Annotated in this window: 25 protein-coding genes and 2 tRNA genes; 11 read left to right on the top strand and 16 right to left on the bottom strand. The window is 66.4% G+C overall.

The genetic code is table 11. The features are described 5' to 3' along the window. The first annotated feature begins 92 nt into the window (after window positions 1-92). Window positions 93-1,742: a class I adenylate-forming enzyme family protein gene (locus D0Z08_RS21425; RefSeq protein ID WP_118927309.1), complete on the top strand. Its 1,650-nt coding sequence runs from the start codon at window positions 93-95 to the stop codon at window positions 1,740-1,742. A gap of 349 nt (window positions 1,743-2,091) precedes the next feature. Here D0Z08_RS21425 and D0Z08_RS21420 read toward each other — a convergent pair whose 3' ends face one another. The 9 genes from D0Z08_RS21420 to D0Z08_RS21380 form a co-directional block, all read right to left on the bottom strand. After that, window positions 2,092-4,095 carry a flavin-containing monooxygenase gene (locus D0Z08_RS21420; protein WP_220454282.1) on the bottom strand — a complete coding sequence of 668 codons (2,004 nt, stop codon included), beginning with the start codon at window positions 4,093-4,095 and terminating at the stop codon, window positions 2,092-2,094. After that, entirely contained in the window at window positions 4,080-4,856 is a 777-nt protein-coding gene (locus tag D0Z08_RS21415) for an enoyl-CoA hydratase-related protein (RefSeq protein WP_118927308.1), read from the bottom strand. The genes D0Z08_RS21420 and D0Z08_RS21415 overlap by 16 nt, the downstream gene beginning before the upstream one ends. A 29-nt stretch (window positions 4,857-4,885) precedes the next feature. Beyond that, window positions 4,886-5,386: a nuclear transport factor 2 family protein gene (locus D0Z08_RS21410; RefSeq protein ID WP_118927307.1), complete on the bottom strand. Its 501-nt coding sequence runs from the start codon at window positions 5,384-5,386 to the stop codon at window positions 4,886-4,888. A gap of 125 nt (window positions 5,387-5,511) precedes the next feature. Next, a complete protein-coding gene (locus D0Z08_RS21405; protein WP_220454281.1) occupies window positions 5,512-6,456 on the bottom strand; it encodes a zinc-binding dehydrogenase in 945 nt (314 codons plus the stop codon). A gap of 61 nt (window positions 6,457-6,517) precedes the next feature. After that, the gene (locus tag D0Z08_RS21400) at window positions 6,518-7,753 is read right to left on the bottom strand and encodes a flavin reductase family protein (protein WP_118927306.1); all 1,236 of its coding nucleotides are present in this window, start codon (window positions 7,751-7,753) and stop codon (window positions 6,518-6,520) included. Between the two features lie 33 nt (window positions 7,754-7,786). Then, complete coding sequence (locus tag D0Z08_RS31720) at window positions 7,787-8,293, bottom strand: NUDIX domain-containing protein (protein ID WP_182481416.1); 507 nt, start codon at window positions 8,291-8,293, stop codon at window positions 7,787-7,789. A gap of 105 nt (window positions 8,294-8,398) precedes the next feature. After that, a complete protein-coding gene (locus D0Z08_RS21390) occupies window positions 8,399-9,151 on the bottom strand; it encodes an SDR family NAD(P)-dependent oxidoreductase (protein WP_118927304.1) in 753 nt (250 codons plus the stop codon). A 13-nt stretch (window positions 9,152-9,164) separates the two neighbouring features. Beyond that, window positions 9,165-9,575, bottom strand: a complete 411-nt coding sequence (locus D0Z08_RS21385; protein ID WP_118927303.1) for a nuclear transport factor 2 family protein — start codon at window positions 9,573-9,575, stop codon at window positions 9,165-9,167. Continuing rightward, on the bottom strand, window positions 9,572-10,882 hold the full coding sequence (locus D0Z08_RS21380; protein ID WP_220454280.1) for an LLM class flavin-dependent oxidoreductase: 1,311 nt from the start codon (window positions 10,880-10,882) through the stop codon (window positions 9,572-9,574). The genes D0Z08_RS21385 and D0Z08_RS21380 overlap by 4 nt, the downstream gene beginning before the upstream one ends. 565 nt (window positions 10,883-11,447) lie before the next feature. Here D0Z08_RS21380 and D0Z08_RS21375 point away from each other — a divergent pair. The 3 genes from D0Z08_RS21375 (at window position 11,448) to D0Z08_RS21365 (ending at window position 15,373) form a co-directional block, all read left to right on the top strand. Next, window positions 11,448-12,608 (top strand): sugar ABC transporter substrate-binding protein, encoded by a 1,161-nt coding sequence (locus tag D0Z08_RS21375; protein WP_118927301.1) that lies wholly within the window; start codon window positions 11,448-11,450, stop codon window positions 12,606-12,608. Between the two features lie 106 nt (window positions 12,609-12,714). After that, window positions 12,715-14,346: a sugar ABC transporter ATP-binding protein gene (locus tag D0Z08_RS21370; protein WP_118927300.1), complete on the top strand. Its 1,632-nt coding sequence runs from the start codon at window positions 12,715-12,717 to the stop codon at window positions 14,344-14,346. Beyond that, complete coding sequence (locus D0Z08_RS21365; protein WP_118927299.1) at window positions 14,327-15,373, top strand: ABC transporter permease; 1,047 nt, start codon at window positions 14,327-14,329, stop codon at window positions 15,371-15,373. Before D0Z08_RS21370 ends, D0Z08_RS21365 begins: the two co-directional genes overlap by 20 nt. A 693-nt stretch (window positions 15,374-16,066) precedes the next feature. Here the strand turns inward: D0Z08_RS21365 and D0Z08_RS21355 are convergent. Beyond that, a tRNA-Glu gene (locus D0Z08_RS21355) sits at window positions 16,067-16,139 on the bottom strand. Between the two features lie 123 nt (window positions 16,140-16,262). Between D0Z08_RS21355 and D0Z08_RS21350 the strand changes: the two genes are divergently transcribed. Continuing rightward, window positions 16,263-16,336: transfer RNA gene (locus D0Z08_RS21350), tRNA-Phe, on the top strand. Between the two features lie 86 nt (window positions 16,337-16,422). On the opposite strand, the gene D0Z08_RS21345 is transcribed toward D0Z08_RS21350, so the two are convergent. From D0Z08_RS21345 to D0Z08_RS21335, 3 genes are all read right to left on the bottom strand, one after another. Beyond that, window positions 16,423-16,977, bottom strand: a complete 555-nt coding sequence (locus D0Z08_RS21345; RefSeq protein ID WP_118927298.1) for a hypothetical protein — start codon at window positions 16,975-16,977, stop codon at window positions 16,423-16,425. A gap of 140 nt (window positions 16,978-17,117) precedes the next feature. After that, window positions 17,118-18,734: an FMN-binding glutamate synthase family protein gene (locus tag D0Z08_RS21340; RefSeq protein ID WP_118927297.1), complete on the bottom strand. Its 1,617-nt coding sequence runs from the start codon at window positions 18,732-18,734 to the stop codon at window positions 17,118-17,120. A gap of 45 nt (window positions 18,735-18,779) precedes the next feature. Beyond that, on the bottom strand, window positions 18,780-19,541 hold the full coding sequence (locus tag D0Z08_RS21335) for a GTPase domain-containing protein (RefSeq protein WP_118927296.1): 762 nt from the start codon (window positions 19,539-19,541) through the stop codon (window positions 18,780-18,782). Window positions 19,542-19,659: 118 nt separating this feature from the next. Here D0Z08_RS21335 and D0Z08_RS21330 point away from each other — a divergent pair, with 118 nt between their 5' ends. The 6 genes from D0Z08_RS21330 to D0Z08_RS21305 all read left to right on the top strand — a co-directional run bounded on the left by D0Z08_RS21330 (window position 19,660) and on the right by D0Z08_RS21305 (window position 23,335). Continuing rightward, a complete protein-coding gene (locus D0Z08_RS21330) occupies window positions 19,660-19,848 on the top strand; it encodes a hypothetical protein (protein ID WP_118927295.1) in 189 nt (62 codons plus the stop codon). A gap of 16 nt (window positions 19,849-19,864) precedes the next feature. After that, complete coding sequence (locus D0Z08_RS21325) at window positions 19,865-20,311, top strand: hypothetical protein (RefSeq protein ID WP_118927294.1); 447 nt, start codon at window positions 19,865-19,867, stop codon at window positions 20,309-20,311. Window positions 20,312-20,373: 62 nt separating this feature from the next. After that, window positions 20,374-21,126 carry a hypothetical protein gene (locus D0Z08_RS21320; RefSeq protein WP_118927293.1) on the top strand — a complete coding sequence of 251 codons (753 nt, stop codon included), beginning with the start codon at window positions 20,374-20,376 and terminating at the stop codon, window positions 21,124-21,126. Between the two features lie 36 nt (window positions 21,127-21,162). Further along, a complete protein-coding gene (locus D0Z08_RS21315; protein WP_118927292.1) occupies window positions 21,163-21,540 on the top strand; it encodes a nuclear transport factor 2 family protein in 378 nt (125 codons plus the stop codon). An 80-nt stretch (window positions 21,541-21,620) separates the two neighbouring features. After that, window positions 21,621-22,064, top strand: a complete 444-nt coding sequence (locus D0Z08_RS21310; protein WP_118927291.1) for an SRPBCC family protein — start codon at window positions 21,621-21,623, stop codon at window positions 22,062-22,064. Between the two features lie 146 nt (window positions 22,065-22,210). Continuing rightward, window positions 22,211-23,335: a Glu/Leu/Phe/Val family dehydrogenase gene (locus D0Z08_RS21305; RefSeq protein ID WP_118927290.1), complete on the top strand. Its 1,125-nt coding sequence runs from the start codon at window positions 22,211-22,213 to the stop codon at window positions 23,333-23,335. Between the two features lie 76 nt (window positions 23,336-23,411). Here the strand turns inward: D0Z08_RS21305 and D0Z08_RS21300 are convergent, their stop codons facing one another. The 3 genes from D0Z08_RS21300 to purF all read right to left on the bottom strand — a co-directional run bounded on the left by D0Z08_RS21300 (window position 23,412) and on the right by purF (window position 26,300). Beyond that, window positions 23,412-23,594, bottom strand: a complete 183-nt coding sequence (locus tag D0Z08_RS21300; protein ID WP_118927289.1) for a DUF3073 domain-containing protein — start codon at window positions 23,592-23,594, stop codon at window positions 23,412-23,414. Window positions 23,595-23,736: 142 nt separating this feature from the next. Beyond that, window positions 23,737-24,828, bottom strand: coding sequence for a phosphoribosylformylglycinamidine cyclo-ligase (purM, locus tag D0Z08_RS21295; RefSeq protein WP_118927288.1), 1,092 nt, complete (start codon window positions 24,826-24,828; stop codon window positions 23,737-23,739). A gap of 11 nt (window positions 24,829-24,839) precedes the next feature. Further along, entirely contained in the window at window positions 24,840-26,300 is a 1,461-nt protein-coding gene (purF, locus tag D0Z08_RS21290) for an amidophosphoribosyltransferase (RefSeq protein ID WP_118927287.1), read from the bottom strand. Between the last annotated feature and the right edge of the window lie 67 nt (window positions 26,301-26,367).

Below are 26,367 nucleotides of genomic sequence, written 5' to 3'. Positions count from 1 at the left end.
TCGTTGATCGTCAACTCGAGCGTTGACAGAGGTGATGTTCGTGTGCGACCTTGTTTCACAGAGGTGGAACGACGCTGAGGTGGTGAGCGCAAATGGCCGCTCCGATTGAGTTGGAGAGCTGGACTGAGGTTTCCCCTTTAGGGGACCTCCTCGTCCGGGCTTTCAGGATCGCCCCCACGCGCGCCGCGCTGGTGATCCCGGATCATCGCTGGACCTACGCCGACCTATACGACCGCGCGCTCCAGGTTGCTCGTGGACTGCTCGGCCTTGGCGTCCGCCGAGGAGATTCAGTCGGCATCCTGGCGCACAACGGCATCGAGATCGCGGAAGGGATTTTCGGCGCTGGCCTCATGGGCGCGGTAGCCGTGCCGATCAACGCCCGACACCGCAGGAGCGAGGTCAGCTACATCGCAGCGAACGCACAACTCGCCGCCATCCTGACCGTAGGCTCGGCCCCTGGCGACTACACAGACTTCCCCCGCCTGCTAGCCGAGTCCCTTCTCGGCCTGGAGGAATCCAGTCGCCCGGACCGCCTGACTCTCCCCGAACACCGGGAACTACGTGCGGTCATCTCGCTCTCCGGGGAAGGACGCCATGGACTGCTGAGTCGCAGCGAGTTCAACGCGGTCGCGGCAACCGTCCCCGTGGAAGCCGTTCACGAGCAGCGCTTCAGGATTCGACTGCAGGACCCGGCCTTGATGCTCTACACCTCAGGTACAACGGCGGACCCCAAGGGCTGCGTCCTCAACCACGAAGCGGTCGTCAGGGGCACCGTCCAACGCGCCCGACACAGGTACAACGGCGACGTCACCTGGGGAGCGGGACCGCTCTTCCACGTGGGCTGCCTAAGCCCCTTCATCGGCTCCGTCGGCAACGCCGGGACTTACGTTACGGATGTGTACTTCGAGGCTGGACGAGCGATTCGACTCCTCGTGGAGGAGAAAGTCAGCGTTGCCTTCCCGTGGTTCCCCGCACTGATCCAGCCGGTCCTGGACCACCCCGACTTCGATGCGTCAGCGATGGGCTCCCTCCGGTCGATCTTGGTCATCGGCCCACGTCCCCTGATCGAGCGAGTCCAGGCCACCTTCCCGGGGGCCGAGATGCTGGCTGCCTGCGGCATGACCGAAACGGCGGGCATCTATGCCCTGTCAACGCCGGATGAGACTGTGGCCGAACGCAGCCAGGGGCAGGGCAAGGCGGTGCCAGGGATCGAATTGCGGATCGTCGACATCGTTACTGGCGAGGACATCACGGATCAGTCGATGGGCGAGATTCTCGTACGCGGCCACTGTGTGATGTCGGAGTACTACCGGGATCCCGAGAAGACGGCTTCCGCGCTCGACGCCGACGGCTGGCTGCACACCGGCGATCTGTACAGTCGGACTGCGGATGGCCGGCTTGTCTTCCACGGTCGCCTGAAAGACATGCTGAAGGTAGGCGGCGAGAACGTCGCCACCATCGAGATCGAGTCGTTCCTGTGCCGCCATCCGGCCGTCAAGATGGCCTCCGTGGTAGGCAGGCCAGACGCTCGTCTGGATGAGGTACCCGTAGCCTTCGTCGAGGTTTTCGATGGAGAGCACCTTACGGAGCAGGAGCTCATCGACTTCTGCGACGGCGAGATCTCGCGCTACAAGGTACCTAGGGAGATCCTGTTCCTTAAGGCCGAGGAATGGCCGATGTCGACCACGAAGATTGACAAGCGGGGCCTGCGCGCCCGCCTCGAGGAGTCAACCCGACCGTGAGCGGTCCCGGTCGCCCGAAGTGCCGAGGGAGGGGTACGGCGGTGCCTGTATTGCGGCGTGGCGAATCGAGAACCGGTACTGACAGCTGGTCCGATCGAGCATCCGAGACGGGGCTCACCGCCAGGTTCGACCCTGACCCAGTGAAATTCCTGCCACGCGTGTCGGCAATAGCCACCAAGCCCCTTGGTGAGGCGGCGCCACCGCCCTCGACTCACCCACCAGGACAGAGGACGTCTTGGTGGGTGAGTCGACCGCCTTCCTCACCGACGCCGTCTTCCTGCACCCGACGCCAACGACGAGCGGGCGTCAGAACCCTGCGAGTGGCAGCAAGCTGACCCCGCATCCGGCGTCAAGGAGTGGAGGTACGCGTCTCGACGGTGGCCGGGCGCACCGTGTAGTTCTCGAGGTCGGTCCGGTTCGTCATCTCCCAGTACTCGAGGTTGAGGAACGGCATCACGAAGACGACCCTCCCCCGCGAGTTCCGGTAGTAGGTCGACATGCCGGGGTGCGTCCAGACAGTGCGCTCATGAAGGTCGTCAACCATCTGGTTGTACCGCTCGTTCGCTTCGTGGGTGGCGTCGAGTGCTCCCAGGCCCTGGTTGAACATGTCCTCCATCAGGCCGCGGAGATAGCGCATCTGCACCTCCATGAAATACATGAAGCTGCCGCTGCCGGGAAATGAGTTAGGCCCGCCGAGCATGAAGAAGTTGGGGAAGTCCGGAACGGACATCCCGAGATACGCCCGCGGGTTGTCCTCCTCCCACACGTCACGCAGCCGCACCTCGTCGACGCCGTACACGTCGATGGACTGCAGGAATTTGGCCGCCTCGAAGCCCGTTGCCCAGATGATGACGTCGAAGTCACGATGCTCGCCGTCTGCTGTCACCAAGCCCTTCTGGGTGACCTCCGCGACCGCCTCGGTCACGAGCTCGACGTTGTCGCGGCGAAGCGTCTGGTACCACCCGTTGTCGAGCAGGATGCGCTTGCCGAAGGGGGGGTAGTCCGGAAGCACTTTGGGCAGCAGATCCTCCCGACCAGCCAGCTGTTCCTCGATGTACTTGGTGAAGAACACTCGGTGACCGTCGTTTCGCGCGTTCACGGCGCGCTGCGGATGCGGCCAGTCCGGGTCAACCCGCAGCGCCTCGATGACCTTGTCCCCGAACTGCCAGAAGAGGCGAAGCCAGTACCAACCGCGGTACAAGGTGCACGACTGCAGCAGGAGCCGGAGCTCTCGGGGGATCCGCGCCTGGAACTTGTCGAACGGCGCCACCCATTGCGGGGATCGCTGGAAGATCGTCAGGCTTTCTACCTTGTCGGCGATGGCGGGCGCGATCTGCATCGAGCTGGCGCCGGTGCCGACGATCGCGACCCGCTTGTCTGCAGGGTCGAATTCGCTAGGCCACTCCGCGGAGTGAAATGACTTCCCCTCAAAGGTGCCCATCCCGGGGATGTCAAGCATCCGGGGGCGATTGAGGACACCGACGGCGCTGATGAGCACGGTGCACCGCAGCTTCTCCTCGCGCCCTTGCTCATTGCGCACCGTAAGCTCCCAGGCGCCTTCGGCCTCGAGGAAACGCGCAGTGAGCACCTCGACCCCGAACCGGATCCGGTCGCGCACACCAAGGTGCTCGATGACCTGGTGGAAGTAGTGCTGGATGTTGTCCCTGAGTTCGAAGTGCTTCGTCCAGTCGTTCTGGGCGAACGAGAACGAGTAGAGGTGGCTGGGAGTGTCGACGCCGCAGCCGGGGTAGGTGTTCTGCCACCAGTTGCCGCCGGAGTCGGGCTGCTTCTCGAGAATGACGTAGTCCACGCCCATTTCCTCGAGTTGGTGCGCGCCCGCGATGCCTGCCACTCCCGCACCGATCAGTACAACTTTGAAGTCCTTCGGGGGCGGGACCGCTTCGTGATCGGTTCGATCCTGGGTGACTCGACGTGCGAACTCACTGCTGAGCATTTCACCGTAGCCGTCGGGAATCTCCTCGCCCATGCATACCGACATCATGCGCGTGAACAGGGCGGGCGACGGGGTGGGGATGGCGGGGTGCCGACCTTCCTGCAGACCGCGGATGGCCTGGACCGCAGCCTCGCGGATCGTCTCCTGGACGTCCTCAGCGAGCCCGCCGGAGTCGTGATCCCCTAGCCCCTTGCCGCGCGTGGGCTGGAAGGGGGGCTCCAGCCAGGCCTCGTCACCTGTCATCTGGAAGACGAGCATGAGCAGCGCAGGGACGTTCGCAATCGACACGGCCGTGCGGATCTCGTCAGCAGTCAGGCGGACGCCCTCCCGGATCAACCCGCCCGTGCGCTCGGTCTCCTCTAGTGCATGCACTGTCAGTCCTCTCAGCGACCCGTCCACACGGGCGCGCGCTTTTCCTGGAACGCCCGGCGGCCCTCCTGGACGTCGTACGAGGTGGCGTACGCCTCGATTGGTTCGTACCTGGTGTTCAAGGCCACCTCGAGCGAATGGGCCAGACCCACATGGGCAGCGAGCTTGGCGGCCTGGGCGGCCAGTGGCGATACCCCTGCGAGCTTCTTCGCCCACCGTTCGGCGGCGTTTCCCAGCTCAGGCAGGGAGACGACCTCGTTGACAAGCCCATGGCGCAAGGCCTCGTCGGCCGGCAACCGGTCGCCCGTCAGTATCAGGGCCATGGCGATGTGGTGCGGCAGCTGCCGCACGGCTCGATGCACGACGCCGCACTCACCGATGATCCCGGCCTTGACTTCGGGGAGTCCGAACTGTGCGTTGTCTGCGGCGACGACCACGTCGCCGCACATCGCCAGCTCGAAGCCTCCGCCGAGTGCGTAGCCTTGGACGGCCACCACCAGCGGCTTCGACAGTGTCCGAACCGGGCCGCCGATCCCCGTCAGTCCGCCTCCTAGCGCGAGGCGTGAGGCGTCCGCGTCGGTGCCCCCGCTGATGTCGGCGCCGGCGCAGAACGCCTTCTCGCCTGATGCGGACAGCACGGCGACCCAGATGTCTGGATCTGTGTCGATCGTGTCCCACACCTTGGCCAACTCGACGTCGAGCTCATGCGAGATCGAGTTCAGGGCCTTCGGCCTGTTCAGGGTGACGAATGCGATGTGGTCGCGAGTTTCGACCAGCAGTTCATCGCTCACGGTCGGGTTCCTCTCGAGTGGGTTGTTTGTCACGCCTGGGTTCGGCGCGGGATGGGGTTCAGCGCGTCGCCCTTGGCGTGATAGGACTCGGTGCCCACGGTCTTGAGCTCCCGGCGCTTGATGCGCCAGCCATCAGCAGTGCGCACGACGATGTCGTGGTACTGGCCCATGAGGATCCCGTCCGCCCGCTCCCGGTTGTACCTGTGCCACGCGTAGAGCTGAGAACGAACCCGGGCCTCGTCCTCGCTGATGAAGTCGATGACGACGTTGGAGACGTGGTGGCTGGTACCGGCGAAGAAGGCACCCACACCGAACTTCTCGTTCTCCAGCGTCCCCTGGTACGCCTCGATGCCGTCGGCACCGTGGTCAGACCCGTAGGCGATGTGGCAATCCTCGGTGAACAGCTCGGTGAGGCTCTTGATCTCGTTGTGGTCGAGAAAGTGCGCGTACTCGAACAGCACACGCTTGATGTCGGCCTCGTCGATGAGTCGCTGCACTGATGCCAGCACGTTCGCCTGTTCGACCTTCATGGGAAGTCCTTCCGGGGATGCGTTGATGTTGATTCAGTCTACGTCCGCGTTGACTGAGTCGTCAACACGCATGTAGACGCGTCCCAGCGTGATCGCCCGCTGAGATCTGCGACGGCGGAGAGGCCCTAACCGAAGGTGGCGACCAGGCGACCGACGACCTCACCGCGCTCGAGCTTGCCGATTCCATCGCCGATGTCCTCAAAGCCGATCGCGGTGATCCGGGAAGCGATCCGACGGGCGGCGACCAGCTCAAGCACCGCGGCACAGTCCTCCTTAGTGCCGGCCTGCGACCCGATCAGCTCGACCTCGTTCAGCGTCAGGGCCTGAAGGTCGATCTCTGCTCGCGCAAGCCCCAACCCGACGAGGATCACGCGACCACCGCGGCGGACAGCATGGATGGCGCCGTCGGTCGTGGTCCCGAAGCCCGCGAAGTCGACGACCACGTCGAACTCCAGGTCGCGCAAGTCATTGATGTCGCTGACGACCGCGTCGACACCGAGGGATCGCGCGAAGTCGTGGACCCGCTCGTTCTTCTCCGCGACGTGGACGGTGGCCCCGAGGGCGAGCGCGATCTGTGCGCCGACCGAGCCAAGCCCCCCGAGCCCGACGACCGCCACGCGTGTGCCGGCGCCGACCTGCCCCTGGATCGCGACGGCGTGGTAGGAGGTGAGACCGGCATCGGTGGCTGCGGCCGCTTGGTCGAACGGCACGCCATCGGGCATGGGGACGACGAGCCGGGCCGGCACGGCGACAAAATCGGCGAAGCCACCGTCCATGGACGTCCCGGGGCCTTCGATCGCCGCGGGAATGACGACCTGTTGGCCGACTTCGAACTCTTCCACGTTGGCACCGACCGTAGCCACGATGCCGGCGATCTCATGACCCAGCGTGATGGGCCGGAACGGGAGGAGCGGGGTCAGGGTGCCGTCGAGAAAGCCAATGTCGCTGTGACACAGTCCGGCGGCCCGGACCTGCACAACGATCTCGCCGGCGGTCGGGGTCGGGGCTGGTACCTCCCGCAGGCTGAGGGGTTCTCCGACCTCGGTGAACTGCCATGCACGCATCGTCATCTCCGCTTCTTGAGGGGCGGCCTACGCCGGGCGGCGCATGACCCGGAACAGATACCTGACGTCACTGCCGCCCGGCGAGCTCAGCGCCCCCCATGTGTGCGGTGACTTCCTTCGCAGCAGTCACGAGCCGATCGCCGTAGCGAAGGACCTCCGCTCCCGAGAGCTCACGCGGAAGCTGGTAGAGGCTCAGCACCACGGTGACGTCGCCGCTCTCCTCGAACACAGGTGCGGTGATCAACCGGACACTGTACGTCGCATCTGGATCGATCATTCCCGGCTCGTAGTTGTCCAAGCGCAAGCCCCTGGTCGCGTCGTTGACCTCGGCGATCTTCTCAGCGGTGGCGTCCAGCAGCGGAAGGTCGGCCACCGCACGCTCGAATCGAACCTGCTCCGGGCTCCGCAGGACCAATGACCACCCGCGATTGCGGACGCGCGTGACCATCTCAGACAACTGGCTCGCGCTGATGGCCTCATCTGCACGGTCGATCCAACGCTGGATCTCGCGCTCGCCGCGCCATGCGATCAAAGGCATGGCAAGCGGAGGCCGGAACGGCATGCGCTGCCCGAGTCGGAGATAGAACGGCGAGCTGATGCCAGTCGCCTGGCTGCTGCCGACCAACACCAACTGGTCACCGATCGAGGTCGACGCCAGCACCTCTACCCCGAGGTCGTCTGCCGCCGCCTGCATGGCAGGGAAGGCCTGGTCGACGATGCGCAGGGGGTGATAGAGGTCCGCTTCAGCAGGGGCGGCGAGGGAGGTAGAGGCAAATCGGCCGTACCCGCCACGCAGAAAGATCAACGGTGAGTCGCGGTGGTCGGCGCGCAGTGAGTCGACCGCGCCGACAACAATGAAGTGGTCCCCGGCATCGTGGATGTCACTAATGGTGCAGTCGATCCAGCCGATGGCGCCGGCCAGGTGAGGAGTGCCGAGCGCCGACTCCTGCCAGCGCAGCCGCGCAAACTTGTCAACACCCTTCAACGACAGCTGACGGCAGACGTCCTCCTGGTTGGCAGTGAGGATGTTGGCGCAGAACCGGCCCGACTCACGGATCTTGGGAAACGTGCTGGAGGACTTGTCCGGCAGGAAGGCCACGAGCGGAGGATCAAGCGAGACGGAGATAAACGACCCCACGGTCATCCCGGTGGGTTGACCGTCGACGTCCATCGCAGTGATCGCGACGACGGCAGTGGGAACGTTACCGAGCACGTCACGGAAGTAGCGAGAGTTGTTCGCACTCTCGTAACGCGGATCGCTGGTGGCCACGTCAGTTCCTCCGGTCGCCGTGTCAACGTTCATGTAGATTGACTGTAGGCGTGACTCCGGTCGCTGTCAACTGCAGTGTTGACCGGGCGTGCTCCCGCCGACTGGCCCTCCGGGATCACCCGCCCGAAGCACATCATCGAGCCACGCAACCCGCCCGCAGAACCTCCGGAGACTGGATCGCCGGACCCACCGGTAGGCATCGTGCTCCCAGTTGAGCTCGAGCCGCCTCCGGGTCGTATCGGCCCTGAAGGTGTGGACAACCCACAGCACCTCACCGTCGAGCAGTTCGAGGGCCGGGCCCTGCTCGAACGCTGTGAGGTCGGCGATTCCAAGCCCGGTCTCCTCGTAGAGCTCGACGAGAGCTTGGCGCCGCGGCGCCCCGGCCGCATCCGGATCGTCGAGATACCCGGTGACGCAGTGCCACAGTCCGCGATCGTGATCCACCAGATTGCTGCGTTTGAAGAGGGCGAGGCGTTCTCGCCACGAGAGCACCACCGCCACGACGTCCTTGCGGACTGCCACACCGCGGCACACTGACGCTGCGGCACTTCCCTCGCTGGCCAACCCGGCCATGTCCGTCTCCTGTTGAAGCCTTCTCAGGTTCGTCGAGCGGCATCCACGAAGGGCCGCACTCAGGTGGTGAGTGCGACCCTTTGTGGCGTGACCCCCCTCGACGGGTCAGTGCGCCAGCATGCCGGCGTCGACAAGGTGCTCCGCGCCGGTGATATAGGAGGAAGCGTCCGAAGCAAGAAAGAGCACCAGCTCGGTCACTTCCTCCGGTTCGGCGATGCGCCCCAGCGGGATGTCCCGGAGCGCGTCCCCCCCGCCCTCGTCCGTGGCCTCCACCATCATCGGCGTCATGATGAAGCCCGGGTGCACGGAGTTCACACGGATGTTGTTGCGGCCGTACTCCATCGCCGTGGCCTTGGTCATTCCTCGAACGGCGAACTTCGAGGCGACGTAGGCGAGGCTCGGGAACCCGTAGTTCGCGGCAATGCCGGCGATCGACGAGATGTTCACAATCGAGCCTCTTGAGGCCTTGAGCATCGACGGAAGGACGTGCTTCATGCCGAGGAACACGGAGTGTTGGTTGACAGCACAGACGGCGAGGTAGGCGTCCTCCTCCAGCTTCTCGGTGGTGGCGATCGGCCCCAGGATGCCTGCGTTGTTGACCAGGACGTCCACGGGTCCGAACTTCTCCTCGGCCAGCGACACGACCTGCCGCCAGCCATCTGCGGAGGTCACGTCGTGCTCGACTGCGATGGCATTCTCGCCACACTCGGCCGCAAGCTTCTCGATCGCCTCGAGGTTGATGTCAGTCATCACAACGCGCGCGCCCTCCTGGGCGAATCTGCGCGCATGGGACTCGCCCATGCCGCGGCCCGCGCCGGTCACAACGGCGACCTTGCCTGCCAGTCTTCCTTCGTTCATGTCAACTCCCGGATCAGGTGTAAAAGGTGTCGTAGGCGTGTTTGGTGTCCAGGAACTCCTTGACCTTCTGGACCTTCCCGTCCCGGATCACGAACAGGTAGTGGTAGTCACACCCGTACGTCTTGCCGTTCTTGAGCTCTGCGAACGATTCGGCCTCGGCGGCGACCCTGTTTCCCTCCGCGGTCATCTCCTTCGGAGTGAGCGCCAAGGCCCCATTGGTGTACACCTGCGTCACCCCGGACAACAGCTGACCGAGCGCGGCCTTGTCGTAGGAGCCGGACATGCCCTCGATCTTGCCGGAGATCCAGTACTCCGCGTCGTCGGTCAGGCAAGCCAGGATCTTGTCCACATCGCCGGTGGAGAACGCCGCCATGAAGTCGCGTACGACCTGCTTGTTGGCCTCCAGCTGATCGTGGGTACTCATGACGCCGCCGCTACCTTTTCCGGCAGGGCGATCTTGGGCGCCACCTCGTTCGCGATGAGCTCCAGGGACTCGAACCACGGGGTCGGGTTGTCGATGTAGTCGTGAGACTCGACCTGGAGCGTGCCCCAGCCGCCGGTGAACTCGAACAGCTTGTTCATCTTCTCGACAACGGTCTCCGGGGAGCCAACGATCCAGACGTTGTCGCACATCCACTCGAGGTTGACGTCGGACATCTCGGCGCCCGCGTCCTTCACGAAACCCTCAATCATGCCGAACCGCTCCCAGATCGGCATCAGGTAACGCTCGAAGCAGTAGCCGATGCCACCCTCGAGCGCGAGCTTGCGCGCTTCCTTGTCGGTCTCGGCGACGAAGACGGTCTGAGAGACGTGGTAGCGCGAACGGTCCGGCACGTGGCTGTTCTCCAGGGCCGCCTTCTCGTAGGTCTCCCAGTGCGTCTTGAGGATCGAAGATCCCGAGTAGATCGACACCGGCTTGAAGCCCCGCTCGCCCGCGAACCGGATGGAGGGCGAGTTCGGGCTGAGCCCCGTGACGGCGATGTCCAGCTTGCCGCCGTAGGGGCTGTAGTCCGCGAGCTTGTGCTGGTCGTCGTCGTGGCCATCCTCGACTTCCTCGGGGTAGCCAGCCGACCAGTACTTGCCCTCCATGAAGAAAGGCTCGCGCTTCCAGACCTTCTCCATGATGTCGAGCGCCTCTCGAACCATCTCGTTAAGAGACTGGCTGTCGGCATCCCTGATGCCATGCACGTACGACGACTGTGGATAGGCGCCAGCGCCGACGCCAAGGAAATACCGGCCTTCCAGGATCTGCGAGAGCCAGCCGACCTGGATCGCGAGCCCTGCAGGGTGGTGTTGGGGCAGCAGGTGCGCCATCGGCGCGAACTTGATGCGCTCAGTCTGGGCCGCTGCTGCCGCGATCACGAGCTCGGGGTTCGGGATGCACTCCCACTTCTGGGTGGCGTGCTCCGCGACCATCATGGAGTCGAAGCCCCGCTTGTCGGCCTCGCGAGCGTTCGCCAGCGCCCAGTCGAACGTCTCTCGACTCGTCCGCTCTGGGCGCATGTACGGGATGTGGATGAGACCGGATTCCATGAGTGTTTCTCCTCGTCCGATTGGTGTTGTGGTCCTGCTCACAGAGTCGCAGGGATAAGCCGGCCTGTCAACGTCAACGCTGACGTTGCTTGACTTAGCTGCGCTCCTTCCACCAAAGGTCGACGCCACGGCACGGTGGTCCGCCGCGCGGTCGCCGACGGCTGGCCCCGGCCAAGCTGCCGCGAATGCCGTCGTCACGCTCGCCCGCGCTACCCGCTTGTGGTTGACCCGCTCCCCCAAGGTTTGGATTCAAGCGTGACCAAGACCAGGGTCAGGCCCCGATCGACGCCTTCCCCCGACCCGGCGCCTCCAGAGGTGGCGCGACGCGACCACCCCTCGACGGTAAATTCTCAACGTCAACGTTGACATGGAATGAGCTGCTGCCTATGCTCCGAAGTTATGTCGGTCATCACACCTTCAGTAGGGGTGCGAATGTAAGTTCACGCCGCAGGGTTCCAAGGGAAATCACTTAGCTGAAGTCGCAGTTGGTGAGTGCGGTATTCAAGACCAAGTTCTCCGCATCCAGTGGCGCGACGCGGCTAGAACCTTCGCCTGGGTCGGGGGCGAGGCGAAGGTCGTGTCTGCTCATTAGCTCGTATCAAACTGTCTCCATTCCCCTCTCTTGGACCGTACTGGCGAGTACAACCAATTAGTAGCTGCTACCCCTAGTACACAGTCCATTCGGTTCAATGACTGATCAGTCAATCGAGAGGCCGGCTCAAGTCGAAAGAGCCCACAGAATTTCAGGAAGGCGTCAAGTCTCATGCTCCAGATTCACGCGAACTCCGCGTTCACAAAAGTTGCAGCGATCGTCACCGTTGCCGCGGCGGCAGCTGCGCTGACGAGTTGTAATCGCGACGACGTCGCCTCTGCGAGGGGCGACACGCCACAGGCCAATATTGACAAGGCCCAAGCGGCGGTCGATGAAGCACTTCAGCCGCCCGATAAGATCACCCAGACACAGCCTCTTCCGGAGGCGCCCGAAAAGGGTGGCAGGGTGGTAGTAACCACCGACGGCCTGCCTGACTCCCTTCGGATCAACGAGGGTGTGGAGCAAGCGGCCGAGGCGGTCGGCTGGGAGTTTGTGTCCGTACCCAAGGACGCGGCTAACCCCGCCTCCCTTCAGTCCTCGCTCATGAACGCGTTGGCCGAGAACCCCACTGTTGTCACCGAGTCGGGAAACCCTCAATCACAATTCAGCGAATCGGTGCTGAACGCGTATGCCAAGGCCGACGTGCCTATCGTGTTGGATAGCACGCATCCGGTGGAAGCGACTGACGTGATCATCGGCTCATCCGAGAACATCCCCGACGGCTATGAGTACAACAAGGCGCTGGGTAAGACTCTGGCGGACTGGTTCATCGCGGACTCTGAGGGCCAAGGGACCGCAATCATCGAAAACGTGTCTGGATATCCGAGCTTGACCGGCGTGCCCGATGGTTTCAAGGCCGAGGTTGACGCTCTTTGCCCCGGCTGCCATGTGAAGGTGGTCGATGTGAGCCTCGCCGACTTGGGGGCGGGCAAGCTCCAGGACACAGTTATCAGCGCGATTCGGCGTGAGAACGCAGATTACGTCTTCTTTGACAATGGAGCGTTCGCGACCGGCATCAACAGCCAGATGCGGGCGGCAGGACTTGGTGACGTCAAGATCGGCGGCGTCTCTCCGCAGGCGGAGTCGATTCAAGCTCTGAAGGACGGCACTCAGCATGCCTGGATGGGGATTGGGTTCAATTACGTTGGGTGGGCCGCGATGGATTTGGTTTTCCGGCACCTCCAGGGTGTAGATCTCACCACCAACAACGCGGTGCAGCCCACGCAGCTCCTTACGAAAGACAATGCAGAGGAGGGCCTGTGGGAGCTTCCCAGCGACGGCCTCGAACAATTCAAGGTGTTGTGGCAGGTCAGTGAGGCGGGCGAGCAATGATCATCGATCGAGCGCGGAAGGTCCTGCCACCAGGCGTTCCGCTCACAGCGTCAGTGCCCGGGAAGTGGCACGCCGGCTAGGCCGGCCACCACGAGGGAGTGATGACATGAATCGGGACCTGCCTCGCGGCAAGGGCACCGTGGACGCTCAGGCCCCACTGGCAGCAGGAGGGCCCTTCGCGTTAGAGGTGAGGCACCTCTCGAAGTCCTTCGCAGGCAAGACAGTGCTCCGTGACTTCACCCTGAGCCTGAGGCCTGGAGAGATCCACGTGCTGCTCGGAGCCAACGGCTCAGGCAAGTCGACGCTGATCAAGGCACTCGCTGGGTACCACGAGCCCGACGCGGGCGCCTGGGTAAGCGTCGGGGGAATGGAGCTGCCGTTCGGTTCACCGAGCACGTCCTACCGGCTCGGGTGTCGCTTTGTTCACCAGGACCTGGGCCTGATCCAGTCCATGTCGGCGCTGGACAACATCTTCCTGACAAGTGGGTTTCCGACGAAGGGGGGCGCCGTCGATCGCCGTGAGGCCAGGCGGCAGGCGCGCGCCGCGCTGGACAGAATCGGTCTGGACATCGATCTCACCAGTGTGGTCTCGTCATTCGGTCCCGCAGAGCAGACGGCGTTAGCCATCGCGCGCGCGCTGTTGGCCCACGGCGGCCCTCCGCCCTCTCTATTGGTGCTGGACGAGCCGACGGCTTCACTTCCTGGACACGAAGTCCAGACCTTGCTTGACACGCTGCGCACGACAGCGGCGGCCGGGGTGGCCATTGTTTATGTCACACATCACCTGGACGAGATCCCAGCGTTTGCTCACCGAGTCAGCGTCCTGCGTGAGGGGCGATTGATCGATACCTGGGACGCCGATGCCGTCGACCGCCAAGAGTTGGTGACGCACTTGATCGGCTCTGAACTTGTGGCTGAGCTCGTGGGCGCCAAAGAAGCGCAAGCGCAACGCCGCGTGGACAATCACACCGAACCGATCCTGTCTGTCCGGGGGGTCCGCTTCCGGCAACTCGTCGATCTCACGCTCGACGTGTGGCCCGGCGAGATCGTTGGAATGTACGGACTTACGGGTTCCGGTCGCGAGGACGCACTCGCAGTCATCTTTGGCTCCAAGTCCCGGGACGGCGGCACGGTGAGGGCGCATGGTCACGACTTGCCGCCCGGTCGCCCTATCGAGTCCATTAGAAAGGCGATCGGCTACCTGCCAGCGGACCGTAAGGTACTCAGCGGCATCATGGATATGTCCGCCCGTCAGAACATGACTCTTGTGAATGTGCGCCCGTTCTGGCGTTGGGGGCTGCTCCGTTCTAAACCTGAATTGAGCGAGGTTGCCAAGTGGTTCACGAACTTGGGCATTCGCCCTGCGGACGGTGAATCCGCTCCACTTAGCACGTTTAGCGGCGGCAACCAGCAGAAGGTCCTTTTGGCCAAGTGGCTGCGGCAAGAACCCCAAGTGCTCCTCCTGGATGAGCCAACCCAAGGTGTCGATGTCGGAGCCAAGGTGGAGGTGCATCGACAGGTCCAGCATGCCGCTCAGGCAGGGACCGCAGTCGTGGTGAGCTCCACAGATGTCGAGGAGCTCGCGGCGATCTGCACAAAGGTCTTGATCATCCGTAACGGAAGAGTCGTTGACGAACTTGTAGGCCCAAGGGTCACCGTTCCCGAGATTAACCGTAGTTTCCATGCAGAAGCGCCAATGGATGAGTTAGTGGTGAATAATGCGCAAGTCGATTCCTAATCTAGGTATGGACCGCTTTAGCGGTATCTACCTCGGTATACTCTTTATCCTCATTTTCACGATCGCGACGCCACTTTTCCTCACGGAATCGACGTTCCATGTAATTGCCTCGAGTCAGGCAGTCGCAGGCATGATCGCGATAGCCGTCCTCATCCCGATGATATGCGGCCAGTTTGACCTCTCAGTGGGCGCTAACGCGAACTTCGCCGGATTAGTCGCCGTCGTGCTGCTCAACGACGGCTGGTCTTTCCTTGCTGCCTTTTTGGCTAGTGTTGCTCTCGGTTTGTTCGTGGGGTTTGTAAACGGTTTTATCGTCGTGCGCCTCAAGGTCAGCTCTTTCATTGCGACGCTTGGCGTTTCGTCGATACTCACGGCATTGGCCGTTATTGTTACTGAGTCGATCGTTCCCCCTCCTCCATCGTCGCAGGCGTGGACGAAAATGACGCAGTTTGAGGTCGGTGGCTTCCAGATTATTATCGTGTACTTGTTCGTGTTGGCTCTGCTCGTCTGGTGGATGCTTGAGTGGACTCCAGCCGGTCGTTATCTTCGGGCAATTGGTGGAAACACCGAGGCCTCTCGTCTGGCCGGTGTGCACGTGGATCGGTGGGCATGGATCTCGCTCGTTCTTGCCGGAGGCATCTCCGGGCTTGGCGGGGTTCTCTACACCTCCCTCACGGGTCCCTCGTTCACTTTCGGAGCCACCCTCTTGCTTCCCGCGTTCGCGGCCGTATTTCTCGGGTCAACCCAGTTGCAGCCCGGCAGGTTCAATGTGTGGGGCACTCTGATCGCGATCTTCGTTCTCGCGATCGGTGTACAGGGACTGCAGTTGCTTTCCAGCGTTCTGTGGCTGAGCGCGATGTTCAACGGAGTCGCGCTGATCGCAGCCGTGGCGCTCGCGGTCAATAGGACTTCTCGAGCCAATCCCCGCCCGTCTCGCCTCCGCCTTAACCAAACTGATGAGGACGCCGTCATCAACGCCGCATCAGGCACCGTCGGCCAGGAAGGCAGCAAGCAGCCGGCAGTGTGAGCGGTGCCCGACCCGCTGCACTAACGAGGGCACAGTCGTGGGCGCCGGGTCCGCTTAGGAGACGAAGGACCCGTGCCGCAGGGCGACCCGCGCTTGACCCCTCCGTGGCGCGTCGAAGTGCAGCAGATGCCGTCCAGGGTCGTCGATCAGCTGCACGGCAAGCTCAAGCGCCGTCAGCTGCTGAACCGGTGACGCCTCGATCCAGGCGATCACGGTGAGTTTGCTCGGAACATCCGCTGTGCAGAGTTCGATCGCAAGAGTAGACGGAGCGCCTGATGACGCTCGCGGTACGCGGCGACGACAGTGACCTCGTGCATCCAGCGCTCACGGGTGCACACGTCCGATGGCGGCTCGTCGAGTCGGCGTACCCAGGGGTCGCGACGGCGTACGGCGTCTTCTCCCAGAGTCACGACCCGCATTCGGATCAGGTCCTCACGTTCGCCGACCGCTCTCGCGTACTCCGCCTTCATCGGGCCGCGGGCAGCAGGGATGAACCCGGCGATCCGGTCTTGCCTGCAGCCAGCCTTGCGATCGCCAGCGGAGCCGACGTCAAGGTCGTCCAGCAGATGCTCGGCCACAGGCTGTCGTCAACTTCCCAAGCTGGACCTGCTGTGGCCCAACGGCATCTCAGAGGGTTGACGCCCCTGGCGCCCGGCCGGCGTTTCCGCAGGTGAGAGCCGCTTTTCGTACTTGCACCCCCGACCGGATTCGAACCGGCGCTACCGCCGTGAAAGGGCGGGGTCCTGGGCCGCTAGACGACGGGGGCCCGCTGCCGCCGGCACCGCCGGTTGCAGCCCGGACAGCATAGTGGCGGAGCCCCTCCCCGGGCCTAACCGAGACCGCCACTTTCGTACGACGGGCATCGCTCCGGTATTGTGTGCGACTGCTCGGGCAGGTAGCTCAGTTGGTACGAGCGATCGCCTGAAAAGTGATAGGTCGGCGGTTCGACCCCGCCCCTGCCCACCGAGCGAACGCAGGTCATCGACCTGCAAGAACACCCCCGCCGGAGACCGGCGGGGGTGTTCTGCATCTCAGGCAAGCCGCGCCGATCAGCCCCGGGCGAGCCAGGGCGTGAACTCGCGGCGGTCGCCCACCCAGTCGGTCAGGCCGTGGCGAGTGCCGTCGGTGCGGGTGCCCGAGGCGCGGACCGCGACGCGGACCTCCTCGGGGTTGCCGAGGGCGGCGCGCGAGACGATGAGCTGGACGCGGTCGCGCCGGTAGCTGACCCGCAGGGTGTAGTCGCCGTGCTCGACCGGGTCGCCCCACTGGCCGGCGTGGAAGCCCTCCGTCTCGACGAGCACGTAGTCGGTGCCCTCGAAGTAACCGCCGGTGAAGACGTACTCGGGGCCGCGGTCGGCGGGGTCGGTGTCGAAGAAGACGGACCCGCCGGACCCGGTGGCAGGATCCCGACGCAGGTTGGAGTGGATGGTCGTCACGCGGACGTTCTCGTCGCCGTTGCGGAACTGCAGGGCGAGGATGTCGGAGCCGTGGTGGGTGTCGACCGGGTCGTCGATGCCGAACTGGTCGGCGTGCGCCGGACCGGCGAGGCCGAGGGTGGCGGCGGCGGCCAGGGCGGCGGCGGTCGTGGCGATGGCGGTGCGCATGTTCTTCTCTCTCCTGTGAGTGGTGGTGGCCTCGCGATCACGGGTCGCCGTGTCGGGCACGCCAGGAGGACGCCAACTCCGTCGAGAAGGTTGCAATTGATCGCGGCGTCGTGACGACGACGCCGAGGATGCTGCCGGACTCAGTCGCCAGACGCGGGGAGGTCGCCCTCGATCTCGTCGCCGGGGGGCCCGTCCTCGGCGGTCTCGGGCGGGCCCTCGGTCTCGGTCTCCTCCTCGTCGGTCGCCGCCATGATCTGGGCGATCCGGGCGCGGTCGGCGACGGACGGATAGCCCCAGCCGGGCTCATAGCCGTAGATCTGGTCGAGCAGCCGTGCGTCAGAGATCGTGTCGACGATCTCGACCGCGCGCGGCCCGATCAGCGCGGGGTGCGGCACGCCGCAGGTCTCGGCCACCTTCAGCAGGTCGCGGCGCAGCGTGCGGATGTAGTTCGCGACCCGCTTGCCCTTCGCGACCGGGTCGAGCCCGCGGGTCAGCCACGGGTTCTGGGTGGCGACGCCGGTCGGGCAGCCGCCGGTGTGGCAGCGCTGGGCCTGGATGCAGCCGGCGGCGAGCATCGCCTCCCGGCCGACGTTGACCAGGTCGGCGCCGAGGGCGAAGGCCACCACGGCGTTGTCGGGCAGCCCGAGCTTCCCGGCGCCGATGAAACTGACGTCCTCATGCAGCCCCCGCCGGGCGAACTCGCCGTATGCACGGGCGAAGCCGAGCCGGAAGGGCTGTGCCACCGCGTCGGTGAAGATCAACGGGGACGCGCCGGTGCCGCCCTCGCCGCCGTCGATGGTGACGAAGTCGACCCCTCGGTCGCCGCGCGCCATCAGGTCGGTCAGCTTCTGCCAGAACCCGAGGTCGCCGACGGCGCTCTTGATCCCCACCGGCAGTCCCGTCGCCTCGGCGAGCATCTCGACGAAGTCGAGCATCGAGTCCGCGTCGCTGAACTCGGCGTGCCGCGAGGGACTGAGACAGTCACGGCCGACGGGGACGCCGCGGGTCTCTGCGATCTCCGGGGAGACCTTCGCCGCGGGCAGCACGCCGCCGAGTCCCGGCTTCGCCCCCTGGCTGAGCTTGATCTCGAGCGCCCGGATGGGGGAAGCAGCGACGAGCTCCTGGAGTCGCGGGAGGCTGAACCGGCCGTCCTCGTCGCGGCAGCCGAAGTACGCCGTACCGATCTGGAAGACCAGCTCACCGCCGTGCCGGTGGTACGGCGACACCCCGCCCTCCCCCGTGTTGTGCAGGCAGCCCGCGTCCGCTGCACCGCGGTTGATCGCCTCGATCGCCCTGCCGGACAGCGAGCCGAAGCTCATCGCCGAGACGTTGACGACCGACTCCGGGCGGAAGGCGTGGCGGCGGCCCCGCGGCCCGCCGAGCACCTTCGCCGAGGGCAGCCGAGCCTCCTGACCGACGGCACCGTGCGTGGGGTACTCGTCGCTGAACGTCCGGTGGTTGACGATCACGTTGCCCGCCGTGCGCTCGAAGTCGTTGTCGGTGCCGAACCCGAAGTAGTTGTTCTGCAGCTTTGCCGATGCGTAGACCCAGCGCCGCTGGTCCCGGCTGAACGGGCGCTCCTCGTCGTTCCCCGCCACGATGTACTGCCGCAGCTCGGGGCCGATCGTCTCCAAGAGGTACCGGGCGTGCCCGACCACCGGGAAGTTGCGCAGGATGGCGTGCTCCCGCTGGAGCAGGTCCCGGGCCGCGACGACCCCGAGAGCCGCGAGCGGAGCGAGGGCAAAGGACTTCCTCATGGGTGCACCGGTACCCAACGCCGAGCGGGGTACCGCGGCACCGGGTCAGACGTGGCCGGCCAGCTGCGCCATCCGGGCCTCGAGCGCGGCAAGGTAGGCGTCGCGCCGCTTGGCCGTCACGGGGCTGCCCTGGGCGGGGTGGCTGCAGGCGGGGAGCACGTCGACCGAGAGCTTGGCGCCACCTGCCAGCGCGCGGAGCTCGTCGAGACGGTCGCCGAACGGCGTGCCGCTGCCGGGCGAGTAGGAGCGCACCACCTCGTCGACGTCGTCCGGGTAGAGGTCGACCTTGGTCACGACCACGATCAGCCACGTGGGCTGGCTGCGGCGGACGGCCATCGAGGCGATCCGGTGCGCGGTCACCGTCCAGTCCTCGAGCTCCCGCTGGCGCTGGTCCTCCCGCGCCGCCTCGACGTTGCCCGTCGTCCCGGCCGGCCGGCGGCCGGTGGCGAAGCCGTTGGCCACGACGTGCAGCACGCCGTCGACCGGGTCGTCGTGGAAGACCTCGTCCAGCGCCCCGAGGCGGGTCGCCGCGTTCTCGCCCGGGACCACCCGGAACCGGAAGCCCCGGATCCGCCGGTCGCGGCGTACCCGTCGCTCCATCACGGCCGAGCCGGACTCCGGCACGCCGCCGGGACGGGGCCGGCCGCTCAGGTGGTCGACCAGCTCGGTCTTGCCGACGCCCGTCATCCCGGTGACGGCCACCGTCGGATAGCGGTGCTGGAACACACCGGTCAGCCGTTCCCGGCCCCGGCCGATCGCGGCAGGTACGCCGCGCAGGCCCGTTCGCCGTGGTCGCAGGTCGGTCATCCAGGCTCCCGTGGTCGGCTTCGAGGTGCTGCGCCGAAAGTACCCGAGGACCGTGCCCCGAGGACGCGACGGTCGTTAGGGAGTCCAGATACGTGCGGACGATCAGGAGGACGCGACCATGGGCTCAACCTTCTTGGTTCTCTACGCCAGCGTGATGCTCGCGGTGTCGATCGGCATGACCGCGTGGCGGCTGTCGGCCGCTCACGGGAAGGTCGCCGGACAGGTCGACGGGATGCTCGGCACCTGCCTGGTCGGGTCGGGCGCGCTCTACGTGGCGGCCATCCTCCCCGGCGCCCAGCTGCCCTGACGGTCTAGGTGGCGGAATGGCTCTGCGACTCACCGGTGTCACGCCGTCCCCACTGCTCAACCAACCGGCCTTCGCCGCGGACGGGTCCGAGGCGCGGCTGCGGACCTACAGCGGCGATATCACGATCGCCCAGGACTCCGGCGTGATCATGTACCGCGCCGGCCAGGTCGACGCGATGCCCATGAGCTTCGTCCCGCCGGATGCCGAGCCGCTGAAGGCCGGGGTGGAGCCGGCGCTGGCAGCGGAGGTCACGATCGCTCAGATCCTGACGACGGGGAGCGTCGAGCACTTCAGCGGCGCCGGTGCCGCCGGGGTGAGCGTGGCACTGCAGCCCGACCAGAACGACGCTGCGTGGTGCTGGCCGCACCTGTCCTTCCAGGCGCTCGGCACCCGGCCGATGGTGCTGCGCTACCGGTTGACGGTGCTGACCTCGCTCTCCCGGGCGGCCGGCGACGTGCCGTGACTCACGCATCCGATTCCGATAAACGGCAGGTGAACGGGGGATCGACAGCGTAAATTTCGTTTGTGTTGTCGTTTCCCCTCCTCCGCTGGCTCTGGGCGACCGCTGCGGTCGTCATCGCCGGGCACGTGGTCTCCCTTGTCGTCTGGCCCGAGTACGTGATCCGGGACAACAGCATCCCGCGGCAGTTCGACCTCAACGGCGAGGGCAACTTCGCATCCTGGTTCCAGTCGTTCCCGCTCCTCATCTGCGCGCTGCTGACGCTCCTCATCGCTGCCCACTACCGCGGCCAGCTGTCGCCGCTGGCCGGCCGCTGGGTCGCCGCGTCGGCGCTGTTCCTGTTCATGGCGGTCGACGAGGCCTCGCAGCTGCACGACCTGTTCACCGGTCCGCTGCGCGGGGGGCTGGAGATCGACTTCGGAGTCTTCTACTTCGCCTGGCTGCTGCCGGCGGTGTGCTTCCTCGCGTTCTGCGCGTGGTACTTCGCACCCCTGGCGCTCTCGCTCCCCGGCGTCGCGCGCAACCGGCTGCTCGGCGCCCTGGCGGTCTACTTCGGCGGCGCCATCGTGGTGGAGATGATCAGCGGGTTCGCGGTGGAGCACGGCCGGCGGTCCACGCCGTACCTCGCCGTCCTGACGTTCGAGGAGATCTGCGAGCTCGCCGGTGTGCTCCTGGTCGTCGGAGCCCTGGTCGCGCTGCTCCGGACGGTCCAGCCGCGGACCACCATCGCCCTGCTCTCGGACGGCGGCACGATCGGGCTCACTCCCGGCGCACCCGCGTCCCTCCCGACGGAACCGAGGGCCGAGCAGCTACCCTGACCCAGAACAAGAACACGTTCTACTAAGGGAGCAGTCATGGCAGCCGACCGGGATCAGGTCCTCGAGACCATCCAGAGCTACGTGGACCTCGTCGGCAAGGGCACCGCCGACGACATCCTGGCGCTGTACGCCGAAGGCGCGACGGTCGAGGACCCGGTCGGCACCGAGGTGCGGACGACTCGGGAGTCGATCCGCGAGTTCTACGCGGCCATCGAGCCGCTCGAGCAGGAGAGCCGACTGGTGTCCGCACGCGTCGCCGGTAACGAGGCAGCCTTCCAGTTCGAGCTGATCACCCGGGTCGGTGAGCAGACCTACACGCTCGCCCCGATCGACGTGATGACCTTCGACGACGCCGCGAAGATCACGACCATGCGGGCGTTCTGGAGCAACGCCGACATGGATATCAGCGGCTGACAGGTTCCGCCGCTCGGCGGTATGCGGCCCGGCCGGGTGGGGTAACGGCCGCTGATGACGACCACGCTCCAGGCGGCACCATGAGCACCCATCGCCGTACCGTCCGGGCCTCGGCCGATCGGGTCTGGGCGGTGCTGTCGGACGGCTGGCTCTATCCACTGTTCGTCGTCGGCGCCTCACGGATGCGCGACGTCGATGCCGGTTGGCCGGCAGCCGGCTCGCGCCTCCACCACTCGGTCGGCGTCTGGCCCGCCCTGATCGACGACACGACCTCCGTGGTCGCGTGCGACCCGCCGACCGTGCTGCGCCTGCGCGCCCGGGCGTGGCCGACCGGCGAGGCCGACGTGACCTTCCGGCTGGAGCCGCGTGGGGAGGACACCGAGGTGGTGATCGAGGAGGACGCCGCGGTCGGACTCGCCCGGATGATCCCCAAGCCCGTACGGGATCCCCTGCTGACGTGGCGCAACAGCGAGACGCTTCGCCGTCTGGCCCTCCTCGCCGAGCGGCGCGCCGCCCCGCTCTAGCCGCGCCGACGGGATCGGATCGCGCCGCCGCGTGGGCGTACCGGCGTCAACGTCCTATCGTTGGACACATCGGCGGGCACCACCCCCGCACGCCGGTGACAACCCCGCCACACCACCCCCGTGGCTGAACAAGAAAGCGGCTTCTCATGTCCGAGCGCAGCAGCACCCCGACCCTGCCCGACGTACCCGCCACCGACCTCCTCGAGCACGGTCTCGAGCACGAGCAGGTCGTCTTCGCCACCGATCCGGCCAGCGGCCTCCGCGCGATCATCGCGATCCACTCCACCGCCCTCGGACCCTCGCTCGGTGGCACCCGCTTCCACCCCTACCCCTCGACCGCAGCCGCGCTCGCCGACGTGCTGGCGCTGTCCCGGGGCATGTCCTACAAGGCCGCGGTCGCCGGGCTCGATCTCGGTGGCGGCAAGGCAGTGATCATCGGCGACCCGGCGAAGCACAAGACCGAGGCCCTGTTGCGTGCCTACGGCCGGTTCGTGGAGTCCCTCGGCGGGCGCTACATCACCGCGTGCGACGTCGGGACGTTCAGCGAGGACATGGACGTGGTGGCGCGCGAGTCCTCCCACGTCACCGGTCGCACCGAGGCACACGGCGGTGCGGGCGACAGCAGCGTTCTGACGGCGTACGGCGTCTTCTGCGGCCTGCGTGCCGCCGCCGAGTCGGTCTGGGGCGACGCCGACCCGGCTGACGTGCTGACCGGGCGGACCGTCGGCGTGGCGGGTGTGGGCAAGGTCGGGCGCCATCTCGTCACCCACCTGGTCGACGCCGGGGCCGACGTGGTGATCACCGACGTGACCCCGGCCGCGATCGACCGGGTCCGCGACGAGCACCCGGGCGTCCGGGTCGCGGAGTCGACCGAGGCGATGGTGGCCGCACCCCTCGACATCTACGCCCCCTGCGCGCTCGGCGGCGCGCTGACCGACGCTGTCGTCGGCGAGCTGACGGCGCGCATCGTCTGCGGCGCTGCCAACAACCAGCTCGCGCACCCCGGCGTCGAGAAGCTCGTCGAGGACCGCGGCATCGTCTACGCCCCCGACTACGTCGTCAACGCCGGCGGCCTGATCCAGGTCGCTGACGAGTTCGAGGGCTTCAGCTTCGAGCGTGCCCGGCTGCGGTCAGCGCGCATCTACGACACCACCCGCGCGATCCTCGAGCGCGCCAAGACCGACGGCGTGCCGACGGCCACCGCGGCCGACCGGATCGCCGAGCAACGGATGCTCGAGGTCGGCCGGCTGCGGGGCATCTGGTTGGGCTGACGGCGCGGCGCACCACTCAGGGCGACCCGGCCGTGGTGATCATGGCCGGGTCGTCTGTCCCGTCAGGGGCGAGAGGTCAGTCGCGCTGAGGGCCGGTGTAATCCGACCACTTGTCGAGTTCTTCGACATCCACCGCTTCGGACTCGCCCTCGTCGCCATGGAGCTCTCGCGCCAGGGCACTGAGGTCGGTCTCGTGAGTGCGGTACTTCAGGTCGCGCGCGACCTTCGTCTGCTTCGCTTTAGCTCGGCCGCGGCCCATAGGGTCCAGCCCCCTCGCACACTTGGCCGGGACGCGCGGCGCCCCGGACTACTGATACATAGTCTTCGTGGGGCCAACGCTACCTGCTGGGTGGGTGTTCCCGCACACCGAGATGCCATCTCGGCGCGGAATGTCTCCCAGATCACCAACCGGGGTGCTGGCCCTCCAGCCTGACAGTGCCCTTCAGATCCGGATCGACGTCGACCTCGCCGGCCACCCAGGCGTCGATCCCGAAGTCCGCCAACCGGGCCAGCGCAGCGTCGACGGAGTCCGGGGCGGTCAGGGCGACCATGCCGACGCCGCAGTTGAGCGTGGCCTCCAGGTCGGCCTGCGACACGTCGCCGAGGGTGCGGACCACGTCGAAGACGGGTGCGGGCTGCCAGGTGGCGCGGTCGAGGGTCGCGCGCAGTTCGGGGGGCATCACCCGGGCCAGGTTGTTGGCCAGCCCGCCCCCGGTGACGTGTGCCATCGCGTGGGTCCGGGTCTCGCGGGCCAGCGCGAGACCGGCCTTCGTGTAGATCCGGGTGGGCTCGAGCAGCTCCTCGCCGAGCGTCCGGCCGAGGTCGTCGACGTGCCGGTCGACGGTCCAGCCGGCCTGCGTGAAGAAGACGTGCCGCGCCAGGGAGTAGCCGTTGGAGTGCAGGCCGCTGGACGCCATGGCGATCACCACGTCGCCGGGCCGCACCCGGCCCGGCCCGAGGAGGGCGTCGGCCTCGACCACGCCGGTGGTGGCGCCGGCGACGTCGTACTCGTCAGGCGCCAGCAGGCCGGGGTGCTCGGCGGTCTCCCCGCCGACGAGGGCGCAGCCGGCCTCCACGCACGCCTCCGCGATGCCCTTGACGATGGCCGCGATCCGCTCGGGCACGACCTTGCCCGTGGCGATGTAGTCGGTCATGAAGAGCGGCTCGGCACCGCACACGACGAGGTCGTCGACGACCATGCCGACCAGGTCGAAGCCGATCGTGTCGTGCTTGGCCATCATCTGCGCCACGGCGACCTTGGTGCCGACGCCGTCGGTGGAGGTCGCCAGCAGCGGCCGCTTGTACGACGTCAGCGCGCTCGCGTCGAACAGGCCGGCGAAGCCACCGAGACCGCCCAGCATCTCCGGGCGCCGTGCCTTCTCGACCCAGACCTTCATCAGGTCGACGGCCCGGTCGGCGGCGTCGATGTCGACGCCGGCGCGGGCGTACGCCCCAGAGCTGGACTGGTCTGCTGAGTCGGCCGGGTTGGGCAAGGCGCGGATCCTTACGGGTTGTTGTAGACGGGCAGCGCCTCGCCGTGGACGTTCGACGTGAGCGTCGCCTCGAGGAGGTGCTTGCCGAGCAGGTTCTCGTCGGGGAGCGCGATCGGGTACTCGCCGGTGAAGCAGGCGGTGCACAGGCTCTGCTGCTCCTGGCCGGTCGCCTCCACCATCCCCTCGAGCGAGATGTAGCCGAGGCTGTCGGCGCCGACGCTCGAGGCGATCTCGTCGACGTCGAGCCCGTTGGCGATGAGCTCGGCGCGGGTGGCGAAGTCGATGCCGTAGAAGCACGGCCACTTCACCGGCGGGCTCGAGATCCGCACGTGGACCTCGGCCGCACCCGCCTCGCGGAGCATCCGGATCTGGGCCCGCTGGGTGTTGCCGCGGACGATCGAGTCGTCGACGACCACGATCCGCTTGCCGCGGATCATGTGCTCGAGAGCGTTGAGCTTGAGCCGGATGCCGAGCTGGCGGAGGGTCTGGCTGGGCTGGATGAAGGTGCGTCCGACGTAGGCGTTCTTGACGAAGCCCTGGCCGAACGGGATCCCGCTCTCCAGCGCGTAGCCGGAGGCCGCGGGCGTGCCGGACTCGGGCACCGGGATGACCAGGTCGGCCTCGACCGGGAACTCCCTGGCCAGCCGCCGCCCCATCTCGACCCGTCCCTCGTGGACGCTACGACCGGCGATCGTGGCGTCGGGGCGGGCGAGGTAGACGTACTCGAACACGCAGCCCTTGCGCCGCGGCTCGGCGAACTTGTGGGAGCGCAGGCCGCCCTCGTTGATCACGAGCAGCTCGCCGGGCTCGACCTCGCGGACCACGCTGGCACCGATCGTGGCGAGCGCAGCGCTCTCGCTCGCGACGACCCAGCCGCGGTCGAGGCGGCCCAGGACGAGCGGGCGGATGCCCTCGGGGTCGCGCGCGGCGTACAGCGTGTCCTCGTTCATGAAGACGAAGCAGAACGCGCCGTCGACCTTGGGCAGCAGCTCGAGCGCCCGGGCCTCGAGGGACTGGTCGGGGTGGTGGGCGAGGAGCGCGGTCACCAGGCCGGTGTCGTTGGTCTCGGCCTCGAGGTTGCGCGCGTGGATGTCGAGCTCACCCTCGTCGCTCGGCAGGTCGGCGACCATCTCGGCGAGCGCGGCGGTGTTGATCAGGTTGCCGTTGTGACCGAGCGCGATCGAGCCGTGCTCGGTGGGACGGAACGTCGGCTGCGCGTTCTGCCAGGTGCTCGCACCGGTGGTGGAGTAGCGGCAGTGGCCGACGGCGAGGTGGCCGGCGAACGACTCGAGCGTGTTCTCGTCGAACACCTGGGAGACCAGGCCCATGTCCTTGTAGACGAGGATCTGGCGCCCGTTGCTCACCGAGATGCCCGCTGACTCCTGGCCGCGGTGCTGGAGCGCGTAGAGGCCGAAATAGGTGAGCTTCGCAACGTCCTCACCGGGGGCCCAGACGCCGAATACGCCGCACACGTGCTGGAGTCTAACGACCGGACGGCCTCATCCCCGCTTCGGCGCACGCGTGGGATGGACCACGCCT

The organism is Nocardioides immobilis, assembly GCF_003515065.1.
GTDB lineage: Bacteria > Actinomycetota > Actinomycetes > Propionibacteriales > Nocardioidaceae > Nocardioides > Nocardioides immobilis.
The sequence above is the reverse complement of the archived record's forward strand: the minus strand, read 5'-3'. Positions and strand labels throughout refer to the sequence as shown.

Excerpts from the sequence above, each read along its gene's own strand:
- D0Z08_RS21425 (WP_118927309.1), top strand. The coding sequence starts at position 93 with ATGGCCGCTCCGATTGAGTTGGAGAGCTGGACTGAGGTTTCCCCTTTA.
- D0Z08_RS21410 (WP_118927307.1), bottom strand. The coding sequence starts at position 5,386 with ATGAAGGTCGAACAGGCGAACGTGCTGGCATCAGTGCAGCGACTCATC.
- D0Z08_RS21405 (WP_220454281.1), bottom strand. The coding sequence starts at position 6,456 with ATGACGATGCGTGCATGGCAGTTCACCGAGGTCGGAGAACCCCTCAGC.
- D0Z08_RS21400 (WP_118927306.1), bottom strand. The coding sequence starts at position 7,753 with ATGAACGTTGACACGGCGACCGGAGGAACTGACGTGGCCACCAGCGAT.
- D0Z08_RS31720 (WP_182481416.1), bottom strand. The coding sequence starts at position 8,293 with ATGGCCGGGTTGGCCAGCGAGGGAAGTGCCGCAGCGTCAGTGTGCCGC.
- D0Z08_RS21390 (WP_118927304.1), bottom strand. The coding sequence starts at position 9,151 with ATGAACGAAGGAAGACTGGCAGGCAAGGTCGCCGTTGTGACCGGCGCG.
- D0Z08_RS21385 (WP_118927303.1), bottom strand. The coding sequence starts at position 9,575 with ATGAGTACCCACGATCAGCTGGAGGCCAACAAGCAGGTCGTACGCGAC.
- D0Z08_RS21375 (WP_118927301.1), top strand. The coding sequence starts at position 11,448 with ATGCTCCAGATTCACGCGAACTCCGCGTTCACAAAAGTTGCAGCGATC.
- D0Z08_RS21370 (WP_118927300.1), top strand. The coding sequence starts at position 12,715 with ATGAATCGGGACCTGCCTCGCGGCAAGGGCACCGTGGACGCTCAGGCC.
- D0Z08_RS21365 (WP_118927299.1), top strand. The coding sequence starts at position 14,327 with ATGCGCAAGTCGATTCCTAATCTAGGTATGGACCGCTTTAGCGGTATC.
- D0Z08_RS21345 (WP_118927298.1), bottom strand. The coding sequence starts at position 16,977 with ATGCGCACCGCCATCGCCACGACCGCCGCCGCCCTGGCCGCCGCCGCC.
- D0Z08_RS21340 (WP_118927297.1), bottom strand. The coding sequence starts at position 18,734 with ATGAGGAAGTCCTTTGCCCTCGCTCCGCTCGCGGCTCTCGGGGTCGTC.
- D0Z08_RS21335 (WP_118927296.1), bottom strand. The coding sequence starts at position 19,541 with ATGACCGACCTGCGACCACGGCGAACGGGCCTGCGCGGCGTACCTGCC.
- D0Z08_RS21330 (WP_118927295.1), top strand. The coding sequence starts at position 19,660 with ATGGGCTCAACCTTCTTGGTTCTCTACGCCAGCGTGATGCTCGCGGTG.
- D0Z08_RS21325 (WP_118927294.1), top strand. The coding sequence starts at position 19,865 with ATGGCTCTGCGACTCACCGGTGTCACGCCGTCCCCACTGCTCAACCAA.
- D0Z08_RS21315 (WP_118927292.1), top strand. The coding sequence starts at position 21,163 with ATGGCAGCCGACCGGGATCAGGTCCTCGAGACCATCCAGAGCTACGTG.
- D0Z08_RS21310 (WP_118927291.1), top strand. The coding sequence starts at position 21,621 with ATGAGCACCCATCGCCGTACCGTCCGGGCCTCGGCCGATCGGGTCTGG.
- D0Z08_RS21305 (WP_118927290.1), top strand. The coding sequence starts at position 22,211 with ATGTCCGAGCGCAGCAGCACCCCGACCCTGCCCGACGTACCCGCCACC.
- D0Z08_RS21300 (WP_118927289.1), bottom strand. The coding sequence starts at position 23,594 with ATGGGCCGCGGCCGAGCTAAAGCGAAGCAGACGAAGGTCGCGCGCGAC.